At 31.0% G+C, this 14,101-nt stretch carries 8 protein-coding genes; 1 reads left to right on the top strand and 7 read right to left on the bottom strand.

Annotated features, from left to right (window positions below; translation table 11 throughout):
* Window positions 1–181 precede the first annotated feature (181 nt).
* Together J2Z39_RS05940 and J2Z39_RS05945 are read right to left on the bottom strand one after the other, a co-directional pair.
* Complete coding sequence (locus J2Z39_RS05940; RefSeq protein ID WP_117521931.1) at window positions 182–2,407, bottom strand: ABC transporter substrate-binding protein; 2,226 nt, start codon at window positions 2,405–2,407, stop codon at window positions 182–184.
* Window positions 2,408–2,896: 489 nt separating this feature from the next.
* On the bottom strand, window positions 2,897–5,062 hold the full coding sequence (locus J2Z39_RS05945) for a peptidoglycan amidohydrolase family protein (RefSeq protein WP_209814271.1): 2,166 nt from the start codon (window positions 5,060–5,062) through the stop codon (window positions 2,897–2,899).
* Between the two features lie 225 nt (window positions 5,063–5,287).
* Here J2Z39_RS05945 and J2Z39_RS05950 point away from each other — a divergent pair, with 225 nt between their 5' ends.
* Window positions 5,288–6,289: a hypothetical protein gene (locus J2Z39_RS05950; RefSeq protein WP_209814273.1), complete on the top strand. Its 1,002-nt coding sequence runs from the start codon at window positions 5,288–5,290 to the stop codon at window positions 6,287–6,289.
* Between the two features lie 76 nt (window positions 6,290–6,365).
* On the opposite strand, the gene J2Z39_RS05955 is transcribed toward J2Z39_RS05950, so the two are convergent.
* From J2Z39_RS05955 to J2Z39_RS05975, 5 genes are all read right to left on the bottom strand, one after another.
* A complete protein-coding gene (locus J2Z39_RS05955; RefSeq protein WP_209814275.1) occupies window positions 6,366–6,530 on the bottom strand; it encodes a hypothetical protein in 165 nt (54 codons plus the stop codon).
* Between the two features lie 149 nt (window positions 6,531–6,679).
* Window positions 6,680–8,152: an aldehyde dehydrogenase family protein gene (locus J2Z39_RS05960; protein ID WP_209814277.1), complete on the bottom strand. Its 1,473-nt coding sequence runs from the start codon at window positions 8,150–8,152 to the stop codon at window positions 6,680–6,682.
* 234 nt (window positions 8,153–8,386) lie between these two features.
* Window positions 8,387–9,352 (bottom strand): CAMP factor family pore-forming toxin, encoded by a 966-nt coding sequence (locus tag J2Z39_RS05965; protein ID WP_117521927.1) that lies wholly within the window; start codon window positions 9,350–9,352, stop codon window positions 8,387–8,389.
* 11 nt (window positions 9,353–9,363) lie between these two features.
* Complete coding sequence (locus tag J2Z39_RS05970; protein ID WP_117521926.1) at window positions 9,364–11,127, bottom strand: CAMP factor family pore-forming toxin; 1,764 nt, start codon at window positions 11,125–11,127, stop codon at window positions 9,364–9,366.
* A gap of 56 nt (window positions 11,128–11,183) precedes the next feature.
* Window positions 11,184–14,009, bottom strand: coding sequence for a lectin like domain-containing protein (locus J2Z39_RS05975; protein ID WP_117521925.1), 2,826 nt, complete (start codon window positions 14,007–14,009; stop codon window positions 11,184–11,186).
* Window positions 14,010–14,101: the final 92 nt, after the last annotated feature.

Raw genomic sequence — 14,101 nt, forward strand, 5'->3', positions numbered from 1 at the left:
ATTTAACGAATATATTTTTTCATTGTAATTTATTCCATAAACCTTTATCATATTATAGCAATACTTTGTTAAAATAAACTGTTCTTTTATCACTCCGTGTAAAAGTAAACAAAATTTTTACTATTTCTAAAAATAGATATAAAAAAACAGCAGAATAAACTCTGCTGTTTAATAATCTCTATTATTTTTCCAATGATAATGCATTGATCTGATCAGAGAATCCCCATGTTGGAGTACTTACATCAAATCCTTGAACTCTATTTGCATAAGCTGTGTGGTATTGATTAGAATAAAGTGGTATTTCTGGTAGATAGTCGTTGTACCAAAGTTCAAAATCTTCCCAATTATCTAGATATCCTTCTTTATCCTTTGGATCTGTTTGACGTAATTTAACTGTCAACTCATCTGCTTTAGGATCATTTGTATGAGTCTTGTTATCATTACCCTTAGAATTATATTGATACCATGGATCAAATGGTGTACCAAAATCTTGTCCCATATTGAATGCTGTATATTCTGGATCTTCTTCTTGTGTGTAATAATATTGAAGAAGTGTAGCAAAAGAACCAGCTGTTACATTATATTCCATACCTGCTTGTTTAGCGTTGTTTGGAAGTTGGTTAGAAATCAATGTAGTTATAGGTGATTCATCAGATCCGTATTGATTAACTACAAGCTTCTTGCCATTTTCATCATATCTATAATAATCAAAATTATCTGCGTCAGAGTTGAACGCTTCTTCTGCTTTTGCTTTATCCCAAGCAGTTTTACCATCAGATTCAAACTTATAAGGTGTTTTATCAAGTAATTCATTAGCTTTATCTATATTTAATTGATAATTTGTAAGTTTTCCTTCAAGATCAGCCCCTCTATCTTGATACATCCATTGACTAGTACCGTACATACCATTAGTTACTACACCGTAACCACCTGCATATGATTGGACGAAAGAATTTCTATCTATTAAGTGAGCTATAGCTTGACGCACTTCTTTATACTTTGTATTTCCTCTATCCGTTAAGAAATTTATAGAACCATAACCATTTCTTTCATAAGTATTGTATTTTATCTTACCAGCATCTGCTTCTGATCTGATTTGGTCAATCTTACCGCCATCAGTTTCTTTTTCCCAAACGTCAATGTCGCCATTTTCTACTAAGTCAACAGCTATATTTTGGTTTACATATTGAGCTATAATATGTGGTATAGTTGCCTTTTCACCCTTGAAGTTTCCAGCGTAGTTAGGGTTTAGAGATAACTTAACCATATTATTCTTGTATTCGTCAAATACATATGGTCCACAAACTACACTTGGAGCTAATCTATATTCATTAGTTATATTAAGCATAGCTTGTTCAAGAAGTTGTTGAGTAGGATCTACATCTCCGTTAAGACGATCTTCAAGCTCTTTTACTTGATCATCATGTTCCTTTTTAGCTTCATCATAAGCTGATTTTTCATCTTCTGAAGCATCATCTGCTGGTTTTTCATTATTTTCTTCAAAATCTTTATCTAAATTGTCAATTTGTTCTTGAAGAGAATCTTTGTATTTTTGTTTTTCTTCTTCACTTGGTTCATAGCCATCTTTAGCTACTAGTTTGTTACCTTCTTCATTAAGAATAAGGTTTTCACTTACTACATGTAATGGAAGTGGATCTAACGCTGCTAAAGATACTTCTTCATAGTATGGTAAGAATGAGCTATCTATTGTAGATTCGAAAGTATAATCATCAATTTTCTTTAAACCTTCGAATGTATCACTTTTACCTAAATGATAATCTTCATATCCTTTTAAGGCATTTGAACCAATTCTTGTAGATCCAGTTACTGGTATAAATGATGGGTGAGAATATATTAATGAATCATATAAATAATCATCAGCAGTGATTTCTTTTCCATCTGACCATTTCAAACCTTTTTTAATCTTATAAGTATATGTTCTAGAACCATCTTCATTGTCTGTAACTTTTGGATCTTCTTCAAGAACGGCTTTATTATTTACCCAAGCACCAGTTTCATCTTGAACTACTGTTCTATAGCCATTATTACCTTCTATACCAAGAAGTCTTCTGACTTGTACGTCGGATGTGTTGTTTTGCCAACCTTCTAGGAAGTCTCCAGAAAATTCTCCGATACCTAAAACTATAGTATCATCGCTTGTTTGAGCATCGAAGTCTTCAAGTTCTTTTTGATCTGCTGCATTTTGTTCGCCTTCTTTTCCATCAGCTGTTTTATCATCTGCATTATCAGCATCTTGACTATCATCTTTTTTATCTTCTGTCGCAGAATCCTTAGTCTTTGAATCATCTTTTGATTTTTTTGCTGAATCTGTATCTCCTCCACATGCCACTAGGGTTGTTGCAAGTCCTAAAGCCATTAAGGAAGAAAAAACTCTTTTCATTTTCATGGTTTACCCTCCATTAATATTTTGTTAACTTTCATTTTAATCCTTATCGATCATTTTGTCAATAGTTTATATATAATTATTATATATTATTAAGTATTTTTATACACAAAGATGATTAATATTTAAGGATTATACAAAATCATTTGGATTAAATTCCACAATTCTTTATCTCATTAAAATATTGGGTACTGATATATAGCCGTTTAGGATATGGATTTCCCAAGTAAAGATTATTAATTATTATTTATGCTCATTATGCAGTTTTACTATAAATTATTAATTACTCTTTGACTAATAAAAAATAGGCTTTATAAAAAACCTACTTTAAAAATTTTCTTTATCTAATCAAACTTATAGAATTGTTTTTATTATCAATATTTAAAACTATATACTAGCAGAAAAGATAATATATGAATTTATATTATAACAAAAAAAGAGCTCTTATAGAAAATCAATTTTCTACAACAGCTCTTTAAACATGTTATTAGTCTATCTTCTATTTAGGTACTTCTTACTAGAGTTTGAGCCTACTAGTCTATAGTACCTAACTGGTAAACCTCTAGAGTCTCCCATATATCCTTTTCTAGGTGTTACAGCTACTCCATTTTTGCTATATGTCATATGGATAATTGTATCTTTATGTGGGTTTAATATAAATCCTGTATGACCTGCTGCTCCTGCTGAGCCTCCTGGTCTTCCTGATACGAATATATCACCATATTGAAGTTCATTTTCTTTGATTTCATACATAACCTTACCCTCTGCTCCTAGTTGGAATAAAGTTTCTGTATTACCCACCCAAGCATTTTTACTTAGGAAACCACCATATATTAATGATCTATAAACAGCTGAAGAACAATCGGCTTGAGTTGAAGAGTTTCTTCCAGCTCCCATATTATAAGTCATTCTTCTATCTCTTGCATTGAACATCCATTCAAGAGCTTTATCTAAACTCTTACTTCCTGGGATATTATTATCTTCTTTTGTTGCTATTCCATTTTTATCAACTGTATATACTACTCCTCTTTGAGTAATTTTCTTATTTGGTGTCAATCCATTTTGAGTGAAATAGTAGTATTGATTATCTATTTTCCAAACACCTTCTTTAACATATCCATTTGAATTAGTATGATATTTTTTTCCATCAAGATTTACCCAAGAGTTTCTAACAACAGTTGCTACACCTCTATTATCAATTCTGTAGTATTTTCCAGCAGATATTACAGATCTATTTTGGATCATTACACCATTGCTTTCAAACACATATGTATTATTATTTATTGTCTTGGCACCTTTTGCAAGTTTACCATTTTGATCAGATCTATATGTCTTACCACCCATGCTAAACCAAGCATTTTTAGGGTTTTTAACCACACCATTTCTATCAACTAAATAATACTTGTCAGCAGCTATTAGCTTTTTATTTGTTGAAAGTGCACCTTTACTATCAAAATAATATGACTTATTCTTGATAGTTGCAATACCTTTTAATAATTTACCATTGTTATCATTATAGTATTTACGATTATTAATATTTATCCATTGATTCTTAGGATTTATCATAGAACCATCATTGGATACATTGTAAAATGATTTATTCGTTACTATAATTTTATTTCTTTGTAAATGACCTTGCTTATTGAAATAATACTTGCTGCCATTAATCTCCTTGATACCTCTTATAATATTTCCTTCTTCATTCAGATAGAAAATATTCTTATTAATGCTTGACCACATAGATTTTGGATTTGTAGCAATACCATTTTGATCTATATCATAAATTTTATCTTCTATAAGAATACGAGCATTCTTAACTAATTTATTATCTTCATAGTATTTAACATTACCATTTTCATTAACAAGGTAGCCAGTACCTTTTTGTGAGTAATAATTTGTTTTTTCTAATTTTGTTTCTTCTTCTTTAGATTCATCATCATCTAATTTTTTTGATTTATCATTGCTGGAATCTGATTTTTCTTCATCAGCTTTATTATCAGAAGTAGTATTTTGATTTGTATCTAGAGTTTGATTTTCATTTTTGTTAGTAGTTTTTGCTGGCTTATAATTAGGATTAAAGATTTCATCGAGATTTTTGTTGTTATAATAAACTACATCATCTAAATTTTCCTTAGATATAGTTTCTTTATCTTCATCTTCTTTATAGTCATTCTCTATACCATCAGAATCTTCTTCTTTTTTATCTTGCTGTTTATCATCATCTTTGCTAATATCGTCCTTATCAGCTTCATCTTCAAAATCTTTATTAGCTTCAGGATTTTCTAAAGATTCATTTACTTCTGGTGTTTCTTTTATTTCTTTTGATTGTTCTGATTCTTCATCTTGTTGTTCTAAAGTATTTTCTTGTGGTGTAAGACTAGTAGTTTCATCTGTTTTATCTATAGAATCATTATTAGTTTCAGAATATTCATTTGTTCCATCAGAAATAAAGCTAGATTCATCTTCACTAGCTTCAGTTGTGCTTGAATTTTCTGCTTCGTTATTTGTTTGAGTTTCGTTATTATCTAAATTAGTCGACTTGCTCGGTTCAACATTTAGGTCATACCCCTCATCCGCATAAGATTTATCAGCTAAGCTAACAGTTGAGGATACAAATAATGTTGAGGCAAGTAACAATGTTTTATTTAATTTTTTCATTATTCTCCCTCACTCTATATTACAATATTATTACAAATTTAATTCTTTCGCTAATCACTGCCCCTATTATAATATATCTTTCTGATAATTGCAACAAAAAGGTTACAGTTTTATTAAAAAATATCAAGACTTCTTACAAAATTAGTTAAAAATTAATTACAATTAGGTCTAAAGCTATTTAAATTTAGCTATATATGGTAAAATAAAAGCAATTAAGGAGGCCTTATGAAAAAAAATAAAATTATTATAAGCTTATCTTTAGGATTACTTCTTACATCTTGCAATCAAACAAATAACCAAAATAAAAATTCAGTGTCAGAAGAAACCATAGCCCAAGCCTTAGATGGAGAAAAAGAAAAAAAATCTAATGAAATCTTAGATTCAGATGATAAAGAAAAAAAATCAAAAAAATTAGGTGCCGATGACTGGAGAGATATAATAGTAGATATGGGAGATTTTTCCCAAACACTTGCAAAAAATCTTACAGATGATCAAATTCAAGAACTAGTAGATGATGCTACTAAAAAATCAAAAGAAACTGGATATTGGGATGTAAAAGATTTTGTATTTCAAGAATTATCCAGACAATATCCAGAATTATCTAATAAATTTCCTTTAGATACTATAGGAAGAAGAGAAAATTGGACTGCATCTAAAAAAGGTGAAGTTACTGATAAATTTAACTATGAAAGACAAGTCATGGCAGATTTGGGATATCCATCAAATTCTGTTTGGTCTATAGATGATAAGCTAATTGAAGATGCCTTCCATACAGCTTATGAAAATGATCCAAAACTTTATTATGATGATTATGTTAAAAATGCAGCCGATTTACTCTTTGAAAAAATAGATGATCAAGAAGAAAATAAAGCAACCGAAAATGCAGAAGATGATAAAGAAAAAACAAGTGAAGAAAATGTAGAAGAAACAGATAATAATACTTCTAATAATAGTGACAAAAATAAACTTAAAAAATATGGATCAAGTCAAACAGACTATGATGCTATAAAATCAGCTCTAGTGCAATACTATGAATTTAGTCCTTCAAGTGTAAATCAAATGACCAACGAAGATATAGATATAGCCTATACACGCGCTTTAAAAAGATTAGATGAAACAGGCTTTGGTGATATAGGAGTAATATTTGAAGAATTAGGTAAGATGTATCCAGGCTCATCAACAATGTATCCAGGAGATGAAAGCGAGAATTCTGAATCAAATAATTAATAAAAAAATGAACTGTTTTGTGTATTTTTATAATGCATTCCAGTTCATTTTTTATAAATTATCCTTATTTTATTTTCTATTTATTCTTTAAATCATTAACTATATTAATGACTCCTGTTATAGCTATAATAGCTGCTAATATAGTCATAAAATCGTAATTACCGGTACTTAAATTTTTTATAAGTAATATAATTGCAAATATTATAGCTATTATTTGTACTATTTTTAATGTTTTATTCATATTCTAACTCATAAATTTATTAAATAAAAAATTTCTATAAATCCCTAAACTACTGCACAATTTTTTTGGAATCCTATAAACTATATATAGTAAAATTTATTAAATAAAAAATTGAACTTCAAGTTAAATCTGATTTCGTTTATATTTACTTAAAACATACCAATCTTATCTTTTGAACCATCTATCATAATATTTTTAACCTGTGTATAGGCTTCATAAGTAAGTTTATCTGTTTCACGACCTATACCTGATTCTTTATAGCCACCAAATGAGGATCCTGCTGGGAATTGATTGTAAGTATTTACCCAAACTCTTCCTGTTCTCATTCCATTTGCTACTTTCATTATTCTATATATATCATTGGAGTATATTCCACCTGCTAGGCCATATCTACTATCGTTGGCTTTTTCGATTACATTTTCCTCATCTTTAAATTTATCTACAACTATTACAGGACCAAAAATTTCTTCCTTTACTGCATCATTATCCTCTGGAACATTTGCAAGTATGGTTGGTGCAAAGAAAGCCCCTTTATCTAGTCCATTTTCTGTAAGTGGATGACCACCTGTAAGAACTTTTCCACCAGCAGCTTTAGCTTTTTCAATAAATTTTTCAAGTACTGCAAATCTTTCTTTATCTCTCAAAGCTCCCATTTGAGTTTCTAGATCTAACGGATCGCCTACCTTTACATGTTCAAATGCTTTTACAAGTTTTTCTACAAATTCATCATAAATTGTTTCTTGAATAAATAATCTTGAACCTGCTGAGCATACTTCACCTTGATTAAATAATATACCTAATTGAGTGCCTTCTATAGCTTTATCAATATCGCAATCATCAAATATGACATGAGCTGACTTACCTCCTAGCTCTAGAGTTGCTGGTATTATATTTTCGGCTGCTGATACTCCTATATGACGGCCTATCGCTGTAGATCCAGTAAAGGCCAATTTATCAAATCCATGATGGTGTTGTAGATATTCTCCAGTTACTGATCCTTTTCCTGTTACAAGATTAATAAGACCTTTTGGAAGTATATCTTCGATAATACGTATAAACTCAAGAATAGAAAGTGATGTATGACTTGATGGAGAAATTACTATAGTATTTCCTCCTGCTATTGCTGGAGCAAGCTTCCAAGCTGCCATTAGTAGAGGAAAGTTCCAAGGTATCATTTGTCCAACTACTCCCCATGGTTCACGTTTTCTAATTGATATAAATCTTCCACCGAGTTTTGTAATCTCATCTTCATCTGCTCTTAGAATGGCTGCAAAATATTTGAAATGATCAGAAACTAGCGGAATATCTCCATTAAGTGTTTCGCGAATTGGCTTACCATTATCCATTGATTCTAGTTTTGCTAAATATTCTCTATTTTCATCAACCTTAGCTGCTATATCTAATAGAAGTTCTACTCTCTTCTCTTTTGACCATAAACCATATTCTCCATCGAAAGCTTTGCGAGCTGCAACAACAGCCTTATCCACATCAGCACTATTTGCAGCAGCAAATTCACCAAGCTTTTCCCCAGTGGATGGGTTAATAATATCTATATATTCGCCACTTTCCGGCTTAACCCATTCGCCATCTATAAAAAGTTCATATCTATCTAAAGTATTCATATATCCTCCTAAGTATTATAATTTAATCAATTGATATTTAATATCAATTTACCCTTAAAGTTATGTATTCAAAACTAAAATAAAATTTGTACAATAAAAAATCACACCATAATTGAACTGATCGACTCCTTAAGTTGTATTAATATCTACAACTTTTTTAGGATCAACTTAAATTGGTGTGATTTTCTATTTAGAAGGAAAATTTTAAATTAATAAGTTTTATACAATACTATCCTAGTATTTTAATGCCTCCATTGTTTGTATTAGGCCATTTACATTCATTTTTGAAGGACGAATGTATCCTAATTCTTCTTTTGCTCTATCAATAGCTTCTGCTACTTCTGGTCTGCTATCTCCACGTCTTTTTGCCTTCTTTAGATCTGCTAAAAGTTCTTTCAATTTATCAATTTCATTTGGCATTGCTCTTTCATCTTCATTACTTAGAGCTACTGCTACAGCTTGATCTAGTCTATCTGATAATTGATAAATTTCTAGAACTGTTGCTTGTGGACGTAATCTACCATTTGTAATCTCAGCTACTTCCTTATCCAATTCTTTAATTACATAAGTTGGTTTATTTTTTAATTCATTATATTTCATGAATCTTGCCTTGTGAAGTTTAACATCTAGATCACTTCTTACATACATATTTGCTGTATCATTTAGGCCCATTTCTGGATAAGATAATAGTTTTGCCTTTAATACTTCAAATTTTGCCATGTAAGCTTTCATATCTTCTACTGTATGAAATGGTGATGCTGCTATGACTAAGCCTTCAAATACGTATTCAGCTATTTCTGCATGGGCATCATCAACTTTGTATCTTAGTTGTGTTGTTGCAAATCTAATTGCTCTACCAACTCTACCTAATACTAATAATCTTTGCGGAATTGATGCTGGGTCATATAGGTCAGCAGCACTAAATCCTTGTGAAGATTTTTCTATATTATCTTCAATTTCTAATGTTTTTGAGTTAAATTCATCTACCATTTCTTTATCTTGGTCATCTGTGATATTTAGTGAATTAACTTCATCTCTCATTGACCTAATTTGTTGTTTATATACTTCTGCCTCATCCATTGTAAGACTATTTGTTTCTTCTGGTGTATCTACTATAATATTTGAAGCAAATGTTGGAGCAATATGTCCAAATGTTAGTGTTATTGCTAGGGCTGATGCAAAAATTTTATTAAGTTTCATTTATTTCTCCTTTAATTAAAAGCTAATTCTATATCTTGACTGATATCTTTTATATTGACTGTGCCTGATAATTCTTTTTGCCATGTTGGTATATCAAAGCCTGTATATTTTTTAACTGCCTTCCCATTTTTTAGATATATTCTATTGTTTATAGTTTTATTTCCGTAAAAAAGTGTAATATCGCATGGACCATTGTAAGCCTTGTCATTTTCCATAGCTTCTACACTAATAGTAAATACTCCTGCATTCCTTGGTGAAATCTCAATATTTGTAATAGAATAAGTTTTTTCCACTTCTTTTTCGGCTATGTTTACTTTTATAGATTTTTTTATACCATTTACACTTGTTGCTGTTACTTCTGTATTACCAGGGTTAAGGGCTGTTATATTTCCATTTTCATCTATACTTGCTATATCTGGATTAGAAATATCATAAGTAAGAGTCTTATCACTTACTCTTTCTGGAAATACTAGAACCTTTTGTCCTAGTGGATAAGTTTCACCTAATTTCATTTCAACAGATCCTACTGTAAATGATATATCATTTACTTCATCGGAATTATTTTTAACTAATTTTTCCTGTTTATCTGTATCTTTTTTTGCACTTAAATATTGATCATTTGCACCAGTTGGTTCTAGCATTGGTAGGCTTGTTGGTTCACCTGGATTTAGGATTTGTAATTCAAAATCTTTTGTTATTCCGTTATCTAAAGCCATAACAGTGATAATTACATTACCTGTTTTTAGAGGAATGATTTCATTGCCTATAACACGAGCTACATATGGGTTTGATGAGTAAATTATATAATCTTTATTTTTTACCTCTGCTGGCATGATTACAGGTCTTATCTTTGTTTTATTATCTATGTTGATAGCTCCTGCTCCACCTTCCATAAATTCGATTTTTTCTGCTCTAATTTTAGGTCCAGCAACTTTTTCTATAGCTAATATTAATTTTTCCTCTTCTTCATCAAGCTCTCCACAAGTGACGGTGATTCTCCACCATAATCCTGCTGCTTTGGATATTTCCTTATCCAATTCTCTAGCTTGAAATTTTCTACCTGTTCTATTAGCATCATTTCTTACCTTGCGAGCTTCTCTTATAGTTCTATGATAAGCAGCCTTTTTATAAATGGTTGCTATATCTTCTGGTGATAGATCAGGATATGATAGAAGTTCTTGCTCTAAAGCTTCAAATTTTTCTATGTATTCCATGATTTGACTTTCACTCGCAAATGGATTAGCAGCATATACTATTCCTGTTAGTATATATTCAGTCAGCTTTGTATGAGCTGCTATAATCTTATTTGATAATTCAGTACTACCAAACCTTATTGCTCTACCTATTCTTATTAAAAGTTGAACTCTAACTGGAATAGTTGTTAAATCATAGATGCTTCCTTCTGCTAGTCCACCTTGACGAGATAGCGTTCCGTTTTCTACACCTTGTTCATAATCGTCTATTTCTAGACCCACTGTTCTTACTGCCTCATTAAATTGTTTTAAGCATTCTTCATACTTTTCATCGGCAGCTTCTACTCCTTCTACTGACTTTTGTGCTTTAGTTAGTTCTTCTCTAACTTCTGCAATTTCTAGCTTTTGTTGGTCTGATCCGATATTAGTATCTACTGTTATGCCTGGTTTTCTTTCTCTAATCAATGTATCCTCATTGATTTCAAGATTATTTGCATAAGCAATAGAACTGATACCTGGAGCTACTGCCAAACTTGACATTAGAAGTACAAGAGCTATGGCAACATTTTTGCTCTTTTTCATATTTCCCTCCCATTGGATTTATTTATATTTAGCCTTACTAAATACCACAATTATTATTAGTTCATACTATAAGCAACACTTGATTGAGTATTGACAACTTTTAAGCTAGTTACAAAATCTTTTTTCCAAACTCCAAAATCACCTCCAGAATATCTAATACTAGCTTTGCCATCTTTAAAATTCACAGTATTTATTCTTGTTGTCCCTTCAGATATTGTTTCTACAATACCCATGCCATTATAAAGATTTCCATCTTCAAAAGCTTCAAACGATAAAGTAAAAAATCCATTTTCTCGTTGTCCCACTTTTATATCACCAAGTTCATATTGTTTTTGAGTAAGACCAACAACTTTTTTAGGATATTCTCTTATAAAAGCTTCTGACTTATTATCCTTAGAGAATTCATAAGATATATGATCCTCTATATCACGTAGTTTTAGATCTGTTTGAAAGTTAGTTCTCCAAACACCAAATTGTCCACCATTATATGTGATACTAGCTTCTCCATTTTTAAAGTAAAGTGTTGACGTTTTTTCTACTAGCTTATCTTCTTTATTGCCAGCCCTAGTTGTAATAGTTGCAGGACCTTGATATCCCACTCCATTTTGACTGGCTTTAAGGCTTATAGTGAAATATCCACTTTTTCTTTGTGATACATCAAATCCATCTAATTCAACCGGATAATTTTCAAAGTTTGGTAGTACCCTTACGTTTACTGATTTTTTTATATTGTTATTTGTTTTAACAGTTAATGTAGTTTTTCCTACAGATTTTGCTGTAACTAGACCATTTTTATCGATATTTGCTATTTCTGGATTTTTTGATTCATAAGTGAATTCTCTTTTAGCAGTATCTGGATAAACTGTAATCTTTTCTGATAGGTCTAAAGTTTCACCTTCCCTTAGGCTTGCTTGAGGAATTTTTATAGACATATTTCTTATAATGTAAGGATCTTCATATGGCTTTGGAGGATCCGGGAATTTTTCCCCATTATCTATTTCTCCATTCTCATACAATTCGTTATCCCCTACCACAGGTATTTCACTTAATTTGTCATAACGTAAATTTTCTGGAATTATTTCAAGGTTAAATCTAGATCTTAGAATTCCACGAGAAACTCTTGTTTCTACTAATATATTTGCCGTTCCAACTTTTTTAGGAACTATCACTCCATCTGCTTTTACATCTACTATATCTGTATCTAAAGTGTAGATCTTTATGGCTACGTTTTCTATATCTTTAGGTTCAATTATTGGAGTTAGTTTTCCTTTTTTATTTATTCTTAGATAACCACCAGCTCCTTCTGCAACACTTATATTTTTAACCTCTTTAACAGGTTCTGGAGTGTTAGGATCTACTGGTAATTCATCATCTCCTATAACTTCACCTGTTGTAGTAATAGCCTTTAGGCATACATTTGCTCCTTTTAGTTCGCTTGAAAGATCAGTCCATTTTTTACCATCACTTGATACAAAAGATTGACCAGGTTCCGAATCTGCTTTGGATGAAAAATTATTTATTCTTGCTTCAACTGCTAGAGGATATTTGTAATTTGCCTTTGATGAATCTAGATATGCCATCACAGCAAATTGTTCACCTTCCTCTAATTCCATTTGACTAATATCAATTGTATAATATCCTGGATATTGTAAAGTTCCTGAAGCCACTTCTACTTTTTCACTATCTAATTGGCTAGTCCTTTCAATATTTCTTACTACATATAGTTTATAATCTGTATACATACTTACATTGAAAATTCCAATTTCGTGAAGAGTTTCTTTACCATCTGACTTAAAGATATTACACATATATCCTTGTTTATTATAGCCTACAGATCTAGTAGCACCTAGTGGATCATATTGGTAAATATGCCCATTAGGATCTTTTTTCTTGGGTATAAAACAAGCATTAGATTTACCTGCATAAACATCTTCATAGGATACATAATAGTATCCATTATCCATATAGGAAGATCCCCATGAATTCTTACAAATCCATGCACCATTCGCCTTTGGCTTGATTGAGAATAATTCTTTTGGGAAGGTATCATCCCAACCAACTATAGTAACTGCATGATCATCGCTGCCCCCACCTGGGTTAAAGTAGCTATTATTTTTAGCATTTTCGTAGTACTTTGAACTATTGATAGTTGTATAAACACCACCGTATTTCATAATAGTTTGTTTGATATCCGTAGTATCTACAAAATTGTACACATCTGGTAGATATAAAACTTTATCAATGTCTAAGACCCTATCTACATCTGTTGGAGATACTGATATTACTGGATCATACATATCGTCTTTTTCATCAACAGGACCTGACCATCTAGCCATATATGCTGCAGCTATATCCCTATTTCCACCATCATTTGGACCCCAGTCAAATCCATGGGTATTTCTAAGATGCTTTTCTGAAAAATCAAATTTTCCATATTTACTTAAAACTGACTCCATAGAACCATATGTAGCAAAAGCCCAACATGAACCATTTTTTCCTTGATTTTTAACAGGTGATACTCTATTATGATCTCTAAGATCATATTTTTCTGGTAAATTTGAAGATTTGGATCTTGTCCTTGTCTTTATATAATCAAAATTTACATCTAATGGAGATACCTTATTACCAGACTTTTGAGCTGCCTTAAATTCATCTGATATCGGGCTTACTTCTAGTATTTCATTCTCATCTTTTGAGTCTTGGTAGATATCTGTAGGATCTGGAGCTATTTCTAGCTGAGGAATAAGTTCTGCTTCTTGCTTTTCTTGTGTGCTAACTGAACTATCAGCTTTTTGATCCGTAGCTAAGGCTGGATCGGCTTGGAATATTAGTGATCCCATAACCAATAGAGCGAATAGATTTTTTAAGTACTTCTTTTTCACGATTTCCTTCTTTCAATTTGTTATTTAGGGTTTGATATAAACTGCCGATAAGGCCATATACTTTATAGTTATTGATAGATTAAATTTATAAT

This window comes from Anaerococcus nagyae, assembly GCF_017874535.1.
Classification (GTDB): Bacteria; Bacillota; Clostridia; order Tissierellales; family Peptoniphilaceae; genus Anaerococcus; species Anaerococcus nagyae.